This is a genomic window from Vibrio sp. 10N.222.54.E6 (assembly GCF_041473955.1).
Lineage (GTDB): Bacteria > Pseudomonadota > Gammaproteobacteria > Enterobacterales > Vibrionaceae > Vibrio > Vibrio tasmaniensis_A.
Genome location: NZ_JBFRTD010000031.1, coordinates 13557 through 28408 on the forward strand (window position 1 = coordinate 13557; position 14852 = coordinate 28408).

The window sequence follows — 14852 nt, forward strand, 5'->3', positions numbered from 1 at the left end:
GAGGTGCTCACTACGGACATGAAACAATTAGTCTACTCTTCCGCGAAGTTGTTTGGTGGTGCTTCTTTGCTTTTTACTTTCTAAACGTCTTTTTTGAGAGCCGCGTGTTGGCTTGGTTGCTCGTCTCACTTTTTGAACTTTTGTTGCTTCTAAGATCAGCTCTTTCAAACGTACCAAAGCATCGTCTCGGTTTTGCTCCTGAGTTCTGTACTGTTGAGCTTTAATGATAATCACACCATCTTTAGTGATACGACCATCTTTATGTGCAAGGAGTTTTTCTTTATAGAAATCGGGTAGGGTTGAGTGCTTGATGTCAAAACGTAAATGTATCGCACTCGATACTTTATTGACGTTTTGACCTCCGGCTCCTTGAGCTCTGATCGCGGTTAGCTGGAGTTCCCAGTCTTGAATTGAAACAGAGTTAGATATTTGTAACATAAACATCCATTTTGAACAGTAATATGGGGTCATGATACTGAATATTGGGTATGGTATCAGTAACTTTCTTAAAGAGTGATAGTAGTGATGAAAATTGATTTAACGGCATATGAAGGATTAATCTTTGATATGGACGGTACGTTGATCGATACAATGCCAGCACATGTAAAAGCATGGCAGCAAACGGCGGAAGAGTTCGGCTTTTATTTCGAAGCGTCTTGGCTGCATAGCTTAGGTGGAATGCCGAGTTATAAGATCGCGGGTGAGGTAAATAGTAAGTACGGTTTATCGCTCGACCCACAAGCGGTTTCTACGTTTAAAATGGCTTCGTTTGCAGCTATTGAAGACAAAGGAGATATTATCCCTTGTACGTATTCTCTTTTGATAGACCATCTCGGTGACAAGAAGATAGCTGTTGGAACGGGCAGTCAACGCAAGAGCGCAGAACAACTGTTAGATAAAACGGATATCTTGAGTAAGTTGGATATCTTAGTGACAGCGACAGATGTGAAGAATCACAAACCAAACCCTGATACTTTCTTAGCTGCTTGTTTGGGTATGGGTTTGCAGCCAAAGCAGTGTGTTGTGTTTGAAGATACTCACCTTGGTAAGCAGGCAGCCCATGCTGCGAATATGGATTGCATTCTGGTAGTCGAAGGGAATAAGCTTGAGTTCTACCCCGCACCGAATTGATGGTTAAGTGAACGACTCTAGAGTGAAATGAACAAGTTAGCGGGGCGGTGGTGCGACTCAGGCTTCTGCTATGCAATTTCGCTCATTTCGCTATCAAGGAACAAACATACACTGTTTCTACCTACTGCTTTTGCTTCGTACAGTGCTAAATCAGCGCACTTATAATTGAGTGCTGGTTCACTTGTTAGGTTGGTTATTCCGCCACTTATTGTAACGACGTTGTCGAACTCGATACTGATCGCGATTCTCAGCCTATTAAGCACATAGTCGGCTTCTTTTGGTGTCGTGTGAGGCAAGATAACCCCAAACTCTTCTCCACCAATACGAGCCACGAAGTCGGTATCTCGACATTCACGTTGCAGTACCTGTGCTACGATTTGAATCGCTTTATCGCCATAATCATGTCCAAACCTATCGTTAATGCGTTTGAAATGGTCAATATCCAATATGGCTAAGCAAGACTGCTCGCGAGTAGGGTAACGACTAACGCGAGAACACTCGTCACGAAGCTCCAGGTCGAACTTTCGTCTATTCCAACAGCCAGATAGTGCATCTTTTTCGCTAAGGTTTCTCAGTTTATTCTCGAGCTCTTTGCGTTTGCTGATATCAACAAATGATGCAACATAAAATTGAATCACATCTTTTGAGTCTTTGATGGTTTGTATTCGAAGAATTTCCGTGATGAAGGTGCCATCCTTTCGTCGGTTCACCACTTCGCCTTCCCACATCCCTGTCTCTTTAATAACGCTCCACATTTTAATGTAGAACTCTTCATTATAGCGGCCAGCGTTAAACAATGAAGGCTGTTTACCTTTTACATCTTCTAACTCGTAGCCACTGACACGGGTGAACTCTTGGTTTACTTTTATGATTCGGTTATTTTTGTCTGTGATTAATAGGGCAGACATACCATTCATTGCTGCTTTGGCGAGTTGGCTTTCGATACTGTTCTTTTTATGATTTCTGTTCCACAGTACGAAACCTGCAGAAATCATTGAAATCAATATCGAGAGTATGATTATCTGAACGACTATGGCGTGATTTTCTTGTTGAAACTGAGTGTTAAATTGATGTTCTTCAATATGAAGAACCATATAGATTGGTCCTTCAAACTGCTTAATTTTAGGGCTGATGTCAGAGTGAAAATACCAGTTTTTACCATCAAAATAGCTGGATGAGGTACCGCTTTGAATATTCTGCCACAGGCCTGGGGCTAGTTTTGCATACGTCTTGTCTGAACGTGATTCAACCATATGCCCAAATGAATCCTCAGGGTCGGGCCCCATGATGACATGACCCGATTTGTTAAGAATGACCGGAACTGTCGCTGATGTACCTATCTGGTAATGTAAGCGATCATAGATCTCGCGCATATTTAGGTTAGCAATGAAATAGCCAATAATGTGCTCCCCTACAGTGACAGGCGTCATAATGCGAAGTGTCGGCGAAAAGGGGCGAATTAACTCTCCATTTTCGGCCTCAAGATCAATGCCTTTAGCGCTTACCTCTCCGATCGATAATTCTTGTAGCACTTTGTAGTAATCGCGAGAGGATTTGTTCTGTAACTTGTGGTCTGCGACGATAGTTGCTTGACCATCCTTGTAGTTGACGCGGAAGACTTCGTTGGCGTCTAGATCTAGGAAACGTAGTTGAGAGTAGTACCGTTGCCCGTTTACTAATACTACCCAGAGATCTTGAAGTGCCTGTTTGTTAGCAATCGAAGGTTCAGCAACTGCACGGAGTAGGGTCTGTGAAGCGGCAATAGAGGGAACCGCGTTTGATATTTGCTCAACAATAATCGCGAGTTGATGAAAGCTGTATTCGATTTGGTTTTGATTCGACTGTTTGATGTTCAGCGCATGCTGAGCTTCAACCCGTTCAAATTCAGAGTTTATATAGAGAGCAGGGACTAATCCTAGGACAAACAGGGTACATAGAAATTGGCTGATTAGTTTTTTTATACTCGTATTCATCACTGTCCTCGAAAAATCAGCGCAATACTATATATTTTGTAGGTCTATTAATGTGATCTTGACCCAAAACTTATAATCAGGCGTGCATATAATTTTGGTTTCAATGAAATTTATTGCATTTGGGGTGTTAATTAAGCAATTAGGTATCAGAAAGTAGACCTGTCCGTAAATATAATGGGGAGCATAGTACGGACAGGCTATTCTAGATAAAGCGGATTTTTAGCCTATGTCTTGTCGTAATTAACTTAAACCAACGATGTTTCCTTTGCTATCAATGTCCAACGACATAAAAGCCGGTTTATCAGGTAGGCCTGGCATGGTCATTACATTGCCGCACAGCGCGTAAATAAAGCCAGCACCAGCACACAGTTTTAGCTCCCTAACGGGTACGTCAAACTGAGATGGTGCACCTTTTACGTGTGCTTCTGTCGAGATCGATAGTGGTGTTTTTGCTAAACAAACCGATAGGTCGTTATAGCCATGCAGTTTGAATTCGGCCAGTTGTTTTTTAGCCAGTGGAGATAGCGAGATACTTGCTGCGCCATAGCCAACTTCAGCGACGGCCATCAGCTTTTCTTCTAGGCTTTGCTTTGAGTGATACAAAGGCTTAAATTCACTCTGTTTTTGGCAAGCTTTTACTACGGCGTGAGCCAATTTAGTCGCCCCTTCGCCACCCTGACCAAATGCTTCGCTTACTTCAACGCTAACGCTTGGGTCGAAGTCGGTGATCATCTGTTTCAAAGCATCGAGCTCTTGAGCTGAGTCTTGTGGAAATCGATTGATCGCAACAACTGTAGGCACTTGGTATTGCTTAACGTTGTTGATGTGCCATTTAAGGTTCTCAAGCCCTGCAATGAGCGCGTCTTGGTCATCATTAAAGATTGAATCTGGTAGCGGAGTTCCCGGTCTCAAATCGTATAAACCTGAGTTGGCTTTTAGACCTCGTAATGTTGCGACAATAACAGCACAATCTGGCTTTTTGTTCGATGCTTTCACTTTGATGTTGCACGCTTTCTCAAAGCCCATATCTGAGCCGAAACCGCCTTCAGTCACAACAAAATCACTCAGCTTTAACGCAATCTTATCGGCAATAATAGAAGAGTTACCGTGTGCGATGTTAGCGAAAGGCCCTGCGTGAATTAGGGTAGGAATCCCTTCAAGGGTTTGCATCAATGTTGGCTCTATGGAGTCTTTCATTGTGACGGTCATAGCACCTGCTACGTTGAAGTCATCTGCGGTTAATGGCAAGCCTTGGTTGTTGTATGCGAGTACCACTCGCCCGATGCGCTTTCTTAAATCTTGAAGGTCATCAGTTAGAGCAAGAATAGCCATCAGCTCTGAAGCGGCTGAGATGTCAAAGCCGTCCTCGCGCTCAAAGCCATTAATTGTTTTGCCTGCTTCGTTCTTGCCAACCGTGATCATACGCAGTGCGCGGTCATTGTGGTCAAGTACACGTCGCCATACTATTCTGCGTGGGTCGATATCCAGAGCTTTTAAGCCTGAGCGAGCCTCAAAGGCTTCTAACCCTTCACGTTGCTCATGATACAAACGAGCGTCAATAGCGGCAGAGGCGAGGTTATGAGCGACTGTTACGGCATGAATGTCGCCAGTCAGGTGAAGGTTCAATTGCTCCATTGGGGCAACTTGTGAATAGCCACCGCCAGCTGCACCACCTTTTACACCAAATACCGGGCCCATTGAAGGTTGGCGAATGCAGGCTATAGCGGATTGGTTAATCTTTGCTAGGCCTTGCGCTAATCCGATAGTGGTGACGGTTTTGCCCTCACCAAGAGGCGTCGGTGTGATGGCCGTAACCACGACTAATTTACCATCTTGTTGGCTAGCGAGGCGTTCAAGTGATGTGAGAGACACTTTAGATTTGTATTGCCCTAATGGCTGATGTTCGTTGTGGTGCAGGCCAGCTTGCTTGGCAACCTCACTGATGTTTTTAAGGGGAGTAGAGCGACAAATATCAATATCAGACAGCATATTTGATCCTTATATCAGAACCGAAAGGTGGTACGTAAACGTTTGCGTGGCGATAGTACTGTATAAATTTGCCAAGTAAAGGCAAACCACATCAATTATGTGCTGGAAGATAACAGATCTAAAGAGTCATTGCGCGAGATCAAATCTTAAACGAGCAAAATATTCGATCTGATTACCTTCAGTTACGGCTATATTGGTGTTGAATACAAAAAGGGCTGCATATAGCAGCCCTTCAAGGAATGGGTAATCTAGCTTGGCGTTAACCTCTAAGAGTTAACTACTTAATGTGGTCGATTAACGATCCCAGTATGTTTCTTCTAAGCTATCTTCGCGTTCAGGTAGTGCACGAGAAAGGCGAGGAGAGTGCTGAGTCAACACTTCATAGCTTACACGGTTTGCGTACTTACAAATTTGAGACAGAGAAGAATACGTTAGACACGAGTGCTCGTGCTTTTCTGAGTTTGGAACATTCACGTGGTGGTAGCTGTTTGCTGCCATGTCGTGTAGAAGTGCAGAAAGTGCACCATCACCAGCACCATTGGTGTTTTTAATCTCGCGCGGGCCACCAAGATAAGGGCCAATGTGAGAGTATACTTTTACCGGGTCTTGACAGTCTTGCTTACGCATAGCACGGCTGAACTCGAATTTATTGAACTCAGGGATGTTACCCGGTAACAATGGCAGAGTGGTTTCGCGTTTCGCAGGCTCGTCGGTGTAGCCAGCCATGTATAAACCGATAGGGCCAGCAGTACAGAGAACGAGGTCAACCCATTCAAGTGCTTTGTTAGCAGCTAGAAGCGGATCTTTTTCACCCGTTAACGCCTCACCTTCGTCTTCGTTCATCGCGACGATGGTTACGTTTTCTTTCAGATATTCTTGCCACCATTCCGCATTACCTTCGATCACGTACTTAGTACCAAGTGTTAGTACAACTGGCACATTGTGCGCTTTCGCGTATTCAATCGCTTTTTGTACCGCTTTTGGCATCGGATCTTCAGGTTTGCCGCGCATTAGGTATGACGACACAACCAATGCTGATGCTTTCTCGAACACTTTTTCAGGAACGCTTTCAGGAAGCAGTTGGTTCATGTGGCCTTCGTTGATTGCAAACGTACGTTCACCATCTTCAGAAATAAGCGTGTAGCAACGACCAATAGGACCATCAACCGTTTGAAGGTGATTTAGATTCATACGAGAAGAAGTGCGGCAAAGGTAACGATAACCAAATGAGCCAACTTCAATCTTCTTAGACATAACGCCAAGCAATACAGATTTACTGTCTGCAAGTACGGAATAGTTGTGCAGTGTGTTGCCGATAGTATCGCCAGGGTATTGATGCGTGATCAAACCGCGCTCAACTAACTCTTCGTACAGCGCATCTGCTTTACTCTCTTCCAATACCAGTGAGTGACCTTTACTCAGCTCATATTTTTCAAGGAACGCGTTATCAACACGGGCTTCGATATCAACAATCGTTTGACCAACACCGACAATTGTTGCGCGGTGAAGCTTAGGCGTTTGTTGCATTTGGTTGACCAACGGATCACGTGCGTGAGTTGGAAAGTAGTGTTTAGATTTACGCTGTCCAGGAAACTTCATATGAAAAATACAGTGAAAAAATTTTGCCGCATGATATCACATTTTGTTTCTGATTCTTTCATTTTTATTACATTTAGAATCACCTGTACGATGTCTGTACAGGTGACTCGTTTTACTTTTCGCTTGAGGGCATTTACGTGAGCCTATTCCGCTGGGACGAGTGTTGCTGGATCAACGTAAGCCTCAGTACCCCATAGGGGAACGGTTGAAAGGCTATGCTTGAAACTGCCTTCTGTTTCTTTGGTGGTGTATGATAAGTAAAGCAGTGATTGATTCTCTGCATCGTAGATACGACGAACCTTCATTGTTTTAAAGAAGATACTTTTTGATTGTTTGAATACCACTTCACCAGATTTGCTTTTGTCTATTTTAGCAATCATTTCTGATGTAATTTCACCGGTTTGACGACAAGAGATAGAGCTATCGCTTGGATCGGAAAGGCTAAGGTTTGCTTCGATTGAAGCGATATGACAAGTCACACCTGCGATTTTATCATCATCTAAAGAAGACATTTTGATATCCTTCATTGTGAAGAATCCAAGAGAGACGTCGCCAACCTCGTTGTCCGAACAGCCAGCCAACATTGTGATGATACCCGCTGCTATTAAGGCTTTTTTCATAAGAAGTCCTTTTTATTTATAGAGTTCTGTTTACTATAAGGATATTGAAAGCTTGAATACGAGTGTAGAGCTTTTCGTTAAGTTCTTAAAGGATGTTGTTGGATAATGGAAAATATGAAGCATTTAAAGTACTTGTTGGCCTTGGTCATGCTCTGTATGCTCTGTGCTTGTAGCTCGGCACCTCAGTCGAATATATGTCTTCCAAATAGCTGTGACATTTGGGGATACTAACCGTAGGTACTAAAAGAATGAATAACGAAATACCTGAAATTGTACAGAAGAAAAACCAATGGCTGTTTAGTCAACTCGATATTGCCTACCCCGCAAAAGAGAGCCTGCTAGGCCGAGAACTTTATCAAAGCAAACTCCCGTCCAAGACATACCAACTCCTCACCCAAGATCAAACACCTTCCCAAATTGATGAACTGCATAAAGTCGACTTCCATAAACTGACCGTACTTTTTTCACTTAACCAAGCCAGCGCTTACCAAGATGAAACCGAAAGGGCGCACATGTTAGAGTTTTTGAGTCAGATTATGTTATCTGACGAACATGTCTTATACATAGGGACTCAAAATGGTGATGTAGCAGCGAGCGCTATCGTTACAGAAGCGGAGGATTCTCTGCTAATCTCAGATGTTGTGGTTGGAGGTGGTCAAAGTATCAACGCTTTTGCTAAGCAGATCCTTGATTTTTGGGCACAAGATCATGCTTCTCGCGATAAAGTGTGGGTCGAGAACTAAAGGTTCTTTGAGAAAGCGTTAATCTAAGTAAAATACCCCGTCTTATTTAAAGGGTATTGTATGTACAAGCTATTGTTCTCAATCGCTGTATTGTGTGTTAGCGCTTATTCTTCACTCAGTTTTGCTAATGACTGGGATATCAAACGCATCCTAGTTTTACACTCATACGAACCTTCTTATCAGTGGACCGCTGACTTCCAAAAAGGGATAGACAGTGCGTTCAGCCAATCTCAAGCCGAAGTTAAACTCTCAATCGAGTATTTGGATTCAAAGCGCGTCCATAGCCCTGAGTACTACGATTCTATCGCGAACTACTTACGTACCAAATATGCAGATTATAAGTTTGATGGTGTAATCGCGACTGACGACAACGCGGCTAACTTCCTTGAATCTCTGCCTAGTTTGATCGATCGCTCCACACCTGTCGTTGCTGCCGGTATTAACGATTTCAGTACCGACATGTATTCGGTGTCTGATAGAGCAACCGTGCTTTATGAGAACGATCAGATAGACGTCAATATTGATCTAATTTCGAAGTTAAGACCTAACCTAAAAATACTGTATTTCATCAATGATTACAGTGTCACTTCTGAGTTGATTCGCAAAGAGATGAATCGCGTGATGACTGAGTTCCCTAATATCACATTGGTTGAAATACGCGATCTATCGTTAGTGCGTACCCGTCAGTTTTTGGAAGGTATCTCCGCTGATGACGCGGTTTTGCTCAGTCATTACAATACCGAATTGAATCGAGGCGTGTATCATACTTATCAAGAGGTTTCGGATACTTTGTCTAAAGCAAGTGCTGCTCCAGTGTTTGCTTTGTGGCAGTTCTATATTTCGGGAGATGTACTTGGTGGCTATGTGAATCACTCTCAAAGCATGGGGGAAGAGACGGTTAAGGCGCTCGATAAGTACCTACCTCTTGGTTTCAGCGAACCTTTAACGCCAGGTGATAACAAACGTTTTGTTTTCAATTATCCAGCGATGAAAAAGTTCGGTATCCGTGAGAGTGCGCTACCTGATGAGGCTGTATTCATTAATGAGCCTTCATCCTTTATTCGTAAAAACTTTCAGTTGCTATTGGGTTTGTCGATGGTCATTGCAGGTTTGAGCCTGATTATTTTGATGCAATTTGTCACTCTACGCCAAAAGAAAGAACTGGCTAAAAAGAGCAAACGAATCTTAAAACTTCAGAAGCAAACACTGAATATTCAAAAAGATATGATTCATGTTCTCGGAGAGGCGATTGAAACTCGCTCTGGCGAAACCGGAAATCACGTTAAGCGTGTCGCCAAGTTGTCTGCGTTGCTTGCTAAGTATCGTGGCTTGAGCCATCGCGAGGTCGAGATGATAGAGATCATTAGTCCGATGCATGATGTGGGTAAAATTTCAGTCCCAGAATCAATCTTGGATAAACCAGGTAAATTGACCGAGCAAGAGTGGGAAGTGATGAAGCTTCACACAACGGCAGGCTATAACTTATTGAAGAGTGGAGCCGGTGATATTACCAATCTGGCTGCTATCATTGCCAACGAGCATCATGAACGTTGGGATGGGGCTGGATATCCTAATGGCAAAGTGGGTGACGAAATTCACTTGTTTGCCCGTATTACGGCCGTCGCGGATGTGTTTGATGCACTACTCAGTGCCCGTTGTTACAAAGAGCCGTGGCCATTAGAGATGGTTATCGATTTGTTCGAGAGAGAATGCGGCTGTCAGTTCGACCCTGAGCTTACTCAGTTACTACTGAGCCACTTACCCGAGTTTGTTGCTATTCGTGATTCGTATCCAGATACCATCACCGCGGAATGTCGCATTGAATTAACGGATAAACCTATTGTTATTGAAGAATTGGCCGTGAATTAACGGTTTATTGGCAAATAAAGTCGTGATTGGTGACGCTCAAAGTATATTAATTTAATGAGTACTGTTGCTTATGGTTAGGCATAAAGTGATCCACTGCATATTTCGCGTAGAGAAATAAGGGGCGATAGGTAAAGTGTTACCTTAATCATCACGCGTATTGAAAGAACACTATAGGATAAAACTTGAATTCAATGCGAGTGAGAGAGCTATGCGGTTAGAACAAACTAAATGTGTAATTTTCGATTGTGATGGAACACTCATCGATAGCGAGAAGCTGTGTTGCCAAGCCTTAGTGAATGTGTTTTCTGGCTTTGGGGCTAAGTTAAGCGTTAATGACTGCTATGTGCACTTTCAAGGTGGGAAGCTAGCTGACATCTTAATGGATACGCAAGCACGTTTAGGGCTATCTATCTCCATCGATACACTCGAGCCGATTTATCGCACTGAATTAGAAGCCTTGTTCCAACGCCATTTAAAACCGATGGATGGTGCTATTGAGCTTATTGAATTCCTCAAGCAACAAGACATTGAGTTTTGTATCGCTTCCAATGCGCCTAAATCTCGAGTTGAATCCTCATTGGCTATGACAGGAATGCTCGACGACTTCAAAGGCAAAGTATTTTCAGCTTTTGATGCCAATAGCTGGAAACCTGAGCCCGACCTGATCATGTATACCGCAATGAATATGGGCTTTTTACCAAACGAATGTATTTATGTTGATGACACGGTGAAAGGCATTGAAGCAGGGGTTCGTGCGGGTATTCAATCTTTTAGATTGCGACCAACGTTTGAAGGTTCATTGAGTGATAATACCGAAGCCGACATAGCAGAGCTAGCGGCTCAGGATATTTACAGTTTGGAAGAAATATCGATTTGGATTAATGGCAAGCGCTGCTCAAGTGGTGGTATACCGCACTCTGGAGCTTTGGTGGGGTAGAGCCTAATTGAAGGCTGACTACTTTGCTTAATTGTGTTGTGTGGAAACCACATGCAGCACAAGTGAACTTCTCTCCACTTTCTGAAAGTAGATATTCGTCATGTTGGCATAAAGGGCATGTGATGTCGTCGGTGTATGGTGCATCTGTTTTATTCATTATGTGTCACCTGCAGCAAAAGGGTAAGCGAAAATAAGACCCGTTCAAATAGATTACCCCTAAGCTCGATTATTAGACAGTTTTGGCTCCTCTTAATCCCTCCTTTGCGACTTACTTCATGTTAATAACTGAGGAGTATGGATTTGCCATGGTTATTAATCGACACCAATAAAAGAAGGACTCTATATGAGTCCTTCTTAGGTTTGTTCTTAATTCTGAGCATTAAGCATTAAGCATTAAGCATTAAGCATCAAACATTAAGTGCAAATAGCTGATAGCTAAGTGCTAAGTGCGGTATCTTGCCAAAGTTTGAGACAGAGAAACCGATGCTTCAGTCAGCTTAGATACGCCCTTTGAAGAGTTTTGAGCGACATCTTTGATTACGTCTGATTGGCCTCGTATATCATTAAGCTCAGCAGCGATGGTATTCGCTACGTTGCTTTGTTCATCAGCTGACGTTGCTATTTGTAGACTCATGTCCATTAGCGCTTGTGCGGAATCTGCAATCGAGTTTACGTCATCACCGATATGTGAAATGAGTTGGCTACTGGTTTGCGCTTGATCAACCGTTTGCACCGTGATCTTAGCAATATTTTGACTCTCTTGCTGTAAGCGTTCAATCATCGTTTGGATCTCAACTGTAGCGGATTGAGTTCTGCTAGCAAGCGTTCTTACTTCATCAGCAACAACGGCGAAACCACGACCTTGTTCACCCGCACGAGCTGCTTCAATCGCGGCATTTAGCGCAAGTAAGTTGGTTTGCTCAGAAATTGCGTTGATCGTGGTGATGACTTCGTTGATTTGGCTTGTATTTACATTCAAGCTCGTAACAGAAGACGAGGTTTGCTCAATCAAAGAAGAAAGGGTGGTTATCTCTGAGATTGCTTGCTGAACCATAGCATGGCTATCATTGATTTGTTGAGCATCTTGCTCCGCTTGCTCTGTAGAGCGCGCAGAGATATTAGATACTTCATTCGCTGATGCCGTCATCTGATCCATTGCCGTTGCAACAGAGTCTAGAGATGAATTCTGGCTCATAATCTGTGTTTCACTACGCTTCATCTCTTTTTCGAAAGAAGCTGACGTTTCACTCAGTGTCGCTGCGTTTTGGTTTACGTTATTGACTAGTTCACTTAGCGTATCCATTGAACGGTCAAGGGCGCAACCAATCGTACCAAACTCATCTCGGCCTGGATGGAAGCCAAGGCGAGATGTTAAATCACCATCACCAATCTTTTGAGTGGTTGAGTAAAGAACCCAAAGTGCGCCTCCTAGGAAGGTTGCAACCCAGTAACAGAAAAGACCAAAAGGCAAACACCATAAAAGACTGAGTAATAATGTGTACAGAGCTTGCTGCTTTTGGTTCTGTGTATCAGTAGTTGAAACGGTAAGAGAGTAGTAGTTGCCATCTTGTGCCAGTGCCGTAGCAGTCACCGAACCCGTGTTTGAAATAGTGGTTTCTTGAAGGCGTGTTTGTTGGCTAACAGAACGAACCGAAGCTGGGGAATCTGACGCTGATAAAATGCCTTGCAATTGAAACTCAACCTGCTGTTTTGCACTTGCGTCAATTTGTTCTAGCTTGTTGACATAGTTGAAGCCAGCGAGGCTTGCTACAGCGGCGAAAAAGATCAAGAAAATGACCCAAAACTTGTCGTTAATAGACATTTTAATAAACAGTTTGTCTATCGTTCTAAATTGTACTTCTTTCATAAAAACTCCACGGTAAATCCTTTACCGTGGACTCTAAATAACCGACCTTAATAAAAATGTGATTCCGATCGATTAATTATGAAAATTCATGACAGCAATATATCGTTAATGAGACATCAATCAAGTATTTTTGCTCTCGATGGGTTTATTAGCCTAATGATGGTAATAACCCTACTGAAATAAGGATTTGAATTGCAATGATAAACACGCCAACGCTACCCGCTAAAAACAGCGCTTTGCTTCCACCTAACACTTGGTAAGTTGATTCTGTAGCGTGAGGTTTTACTAATAAATCTGTGTAACGAACTTTGTATACCATTACTGTCGGCAGCAGAATTGCGAGCACTGAAAGTGCAATGGCAGCGTAACCCAAAGCCATGATAAAACCTTGTGGGTAGAACAAGGCAAAACCTAATGGTGGTAAAAAAGTGATAGCGGCCGTCTTAACGCGTTTAGCATTGCCTAGTTTCTTGCTTAGAGAGTCCCCCATGAATTCAAATAACCCCAAGCTCACGCCAATAAAAGAAGTAAGAAGTGCAAGGTCAGCAAAGACACCCACGATCAAGCTTAAGTTTGATTGATGAACAGTTTTCGATAGTGAGACTAGAAGCGCACCCAAGCTAGTATCAGACAATAATTGCTCTTGGCTAATCACACCCAACGTAACACTCTGCCAGAAAACATAGATGACCAAAGGCAGTGCAGAGCCAATAATCATCACCTTACGTAATGAGCGAACGTCACCATCCAGGTATCGAACAATTGAAGGGATGCTGCCGTGGAAACCAAAAGAGGTAAACACAACCGGTATCGCAGCAACAATCAGGCCTTGCTGCAAAGGCATGCTCATTAGGTATTGAGAGGTGATGTTTGGTGCAAGGAAACTGAGTACCAGTACCATCGCAATCAGTTTAAGCCCGAATAAAACGCGGTTAACTTTATCAACACTGTGTGTACCAATCGTCACAACTCCCGCAACTAAGAGTGTAAATAGGAGTGTGGTGACTTGACCATTGAGTTCAATCCCTGCGATATCCGAGATACGTTGGTTAAACTGCGCACCGCCACCTGCAATGTATGCGGCACACAAAGCGTAGAAAAGAAACATCACGGCGAAGCTTGCGATCCACTTTCCTTTCGTTCCCAAAATCGTGTGAGCTAACGTGTGTAGAGTTGCGTCCGATTCAGCGAATTGATGAAGCTCTACCATTAATAATGCGGTGAAGGCCATTAGAGCCCATAAGCCAAGCATTAGAAATAGTGAGGTTGAAAAGCCAATTCCTGCAGATGCGAGTGGAAGAGCGAGCATGCCGGCACCAATGGTTGTGCCTGCAATGATCAAAGTACTACCAAAAACCTTTGATTTATTCATTGTATATAATTCTTTACGTTAGGGTGGGTTTTCGTTGTATTTCTTCTGGTCTAAGAGAATAAACCCAAAGAATATCTCGATTTTTAAGTATCTTGATTGAGTTTAATTCCAAATGCAATGTTTAATGTAATTAAAAATATCCACTGTATATAAATGTGTACAGTGATTGGTGCGTAAGGAATTAAAAATGCTTAAGCAAACGTTTGAGTGTGATTTGCTTCAAAATTTATAGGGTAATTTGTTGTAATTGGTGTAAGGTGGCAGTACATATGTCGTTCGCGTATGCCCCTTTAGCGTAAACAAGCGCTAATGATCGCGAGTAGCTTCAAGCTATAAATATGGAATGGGTAGAGTAGAGTGCGTTCATCAAAGTGACATAATTTAAGTCCAAGATGGTGCACTAGTTAATCGGACAACATGTCCACACCAAGGAATAGAGGGGGCACTATGAGTGACCAATCTTATAATGACGAAAGTCTAGAGTTGTTAGATGCTATGGAAATTGGTATCGATTTATCTGACTATGAACAGACGGTTAAACAATTAGCAGAAGAGCTTTTCAAGTCTTCGAACTAAGTTTTTAAGATCTTTAATTAGGTTTTACTGAACTAAAGGTTTCTGTAGTTCAACGTTCTCAAATTAAACAATTTTTAAACTGAGCAAATCTCATTCGCTCACGCGTCATAACAAAACTATCCTCATTAAAGTTCGCGAAGATAAACGAGTACGTTTACCATGTTACTTAGTTCTCG

Annotated in this window: 12 protein-coding genes; 5 read left to right on the plus strand and 7 right to left on the minus strand. The window is 42.8% G+C overall.

The genetic code is table 11. The annotated features are described in order from the left end of the window. Positions 1 to 27 precede the first annotated feature (27 nt). Complete coding sequence (gene arfB, locus AB4513_RS17515) at positions 28 to 438, minus strand: alternative ribosome rescue aminoacyl-tRNA hydrolase ArfB (protein ID WP_012600691.1); 411 nt, start codon at positions 436 to 438, stop codon at positions 28 to 30. Between the two features lie 87 nt (positions 439 to 525). Here arfB and AB4513_RS17520 point away from each other — a divergent pair, with 87 nt between their 5' ends. Further along, positions 526 to 1131 (plus strand): beta-phosphoglucomutase family hydrolase, encoded by a 606-nt coding sequence (locus tag AB4513_RS17520; RefSeq protein ID WP_102257714.1) that lies wholly within the window; start codon positions 526 to 528, stop codon positions 1129 to 1131. A gap of 68 nt (positions 1132 to 1199) precedes the next feature. Here the strand turns inward: AB4513_RS17520 and AB4513_RS17525 are convergent, their stop codons facing one another. From AB4513_RS17525 to AB4513_RS17540, 4 genes are all read right to left on the minus strand, one after another. Beyond that, the gene (locus AB4513_RS17525; RefSeq protein WP_102257715.1) at positions 1200 to 3104 is read right to left on the minus strand and encodes a diguanylate cyclase; all 1905 of its coding nucleotides are present in this window, start codon (positions 3102 to 3104) and stop codon (positions 1200 to 1202) included. Positions 3105 to 3344: 240 nt separating this feature from the next. Further along, positions 3345 to 5093, minus strand: coding sequence for a formate--tetrahydrofolate ligase (locus AB4513_RS17530; protein ID WP_102257716.1), 1749 nt, complete (start codon positions 5091 to 5093; stop codon positions 3345 to 3347). 294 nt (positions 5094 to 5387) lie between these two features. Beyond that, positions 5388 to 6692: an inosine/guanosine kinase gene (locus tag AB4513_RS17535; protein ID WP_009845192.1), complete on the minus strand. Its 1305-nt coding sequence runs from the start codon at positions 6690 to 6692 to the stop codon at positions 5388 to 5390. Between the two features lie 143 nt (positions 6693 to 6835). Next, a complete protein-coding gene (locus AB4513_RS17540; RefSeq protein ID WP_009845193.1) occupies positions 6836 to 7312 on the minus strand; it encodes a CreA family protein in 477 nt (158 codons plus the stop codon). 248 nt (positions 7313 to 7560) lie between these two features. On the opposite strand from AB4513_RS17540, the gene AB4513_RS17545 reads away from it, so the two are divergent. The 3 genes from AB4513_RS17545 to AB4513_RS17555 all read left to right on the plus strand — a co-directional run bounded on the left by AB4513_RS17545 (position 7561) and on the right by AB4513_RS17555 (position 10861). Then, positions 7561 to 8055: a hypothetical protein gene (locus AB4513_RS17545; RefSeq protein ID WP_009845198.1), complete on the plus strand. Its 495-nt coding sequence runs from the start codon at positions 7561 to 7563 to the stop codon at positions 8053 to 8055. 60 nt (positions 8056 to 8115) lie between these two features. Further along, positions 8116 to 9924, plus strand: a complete 1809-nt coding sequence (locus AB4513_RS17550; RefSeq protein WP_102257717.1) for an HD domain-containing phosphohydrolase — start codon at positions 8116 to 8118, stop codon at positions 9922 to 9924. Between the two features lie 208 nt (positions 9925 to 10132). Then, positions 10133 to 10861, plus strand: coding sequence for an HAD-IA family hydrolase (locus AB4513_RS17555; protein ID WP_032555040.1), 729 nt, complete (start codon positions 10133 to 10135; stop codon positions 10859 to 10861). Between the two features lie 442 nt (positions 10862 to 11303). Here the strand turns inward: AB4513_RS17555 and AB4513_RS17560 are convergent, their stop codons facing one another. Both AB4513_RS17560 and AB4513_RS17565 read right to left on the minus strand, forming a co-directional pair. Further along, a complete protein-coding gene (locus AB4513_RS17560) occupies positions 11304 to 12728 on the minus strand; it encodes a methyl-accepting chemotaxis protein (RefSeq protein ID WP_009845230.1) in 1425 nt (474 codons plus the stop codon). Positions 12729 to 12876: 148 nt separating this feature from the next. Further along, positions 12877 to 14100: an aromatic amino acid transport family protein gene (locus AB4513_RS17565; protein ID WP_009845232.1), complete on the minus strand. Its 1224-nt coding sequence runs from the start codon at positions 14098 to 14100 to the stop codon at positions 12877 to 12879. Between the two features lie 447 nt (positions 14101 to 14547). Here AB4513_RS17565 and AB4513_RS17570 point away from each other — a divergent pair, with 447 nt between their 5' ends. Beyond that, positions 14548 to 14676: a hypothetical protein gene (locus tag AB4513_RS17570; protein WP_017059831.1), complete on the plus strand. Its 129-nt coding sequence runs from the start codon at positions 14548 to 14550 to the stop codon at positions 14674 to 14676. Positions 14677 to 14852: the final 176 nt, after the last annotated feature.

What these genes read in the sequence shown, in the direction of transcription:
- AB4513_RS17555 (WP_032555040.1), top strand. Translation starts at nt 10,133, where the DNA reads ATGCGGTTAGAACAAACTAAATGTGTAATTTTCGATTGTGATGGAACA.
- AB4513_RS17525 (WP_102257715.1), bottom strand. Translation starts at nt 3,104, where the DNA reads ATGAATACGAGTATAAAAAAACTAATCAGCCAATTTCTATGTACCCTG.
- AB4513_RS17520 (WP_102257714.1), top strand. Translation starts at nt 526, where the DNA reads ATGAAAATTGATTTAACGGCATATGAAGGATTAATCTTTGATATGGAC.
- AB4513_RS17540 (WP_009845193.1), bottom strand. Translation starts at nt 7,312, where the DNA reads ATGAAAAAAGCCTTAATAGCAGCGGGTATCATCACAATGTTGGCTGGC.
- AB4513_RS17560 (WP_009845230.1), bottom strand. Translation starts at nt 12,728, where the DNA reads ATGAAAGAAGTACAATTTAGAACGATAGACAAACTGTTTATTAAAATG.
- AB4513_RS17530 (WP_102257716.1), bottom strand. Translation starts at nt 5,093, where the DNA reads ATGCTGTCTGATATTGATATTTGTCGCTCTACTCCCCTTAAAAACATC.
- AB4513_RS17570 (WP_017059831.1), top strand. Translation starts at nt 14,548, where the DNA reads ATGAGTGACCAATCTTATAATGACGAAAGTCTAGAGTTGTTAGATGCT.
- AB4513_RS17535 (WP_009845192.1), bottom strand. Translation starts at nt 6,692, where the DNA reads ATGAAGTTTCCTGGACAGCGTAAATCTAAACACTACTTTCCAACTCAC.
- AB4513_RS17545 (WP_009845198.1), top strand. Translation starts at nt 7,561, where the DNA reads ATGAATAACGAAATACCTGAAATTGTACAGAAGAAAAACCAATGGCTG.
- AB4513_RS17550 (WP_102257717.1), top strand. Translation starts at nt 8,116, where the DNA reads ATGTACAAGCTATTGTTCTCAATCGCTGTATTGTGTGTTAGCGCTTAT.
- arfB (WP_012600691.1), bottom strand. Translation starts at nt 438, where the DNA reads ATGTTACAAATATCTAACTCTGTTTCAATTCAAGACTGGGAACTCCAG.
- AB4513_RS17565 (WP_009845232.1), bottom strand. Translation starts at nt 14,100, where the DNA reads ATGAATAAATCAAAGGTTTTTGGTAGTACTTTGATCATTGCAGGCACA.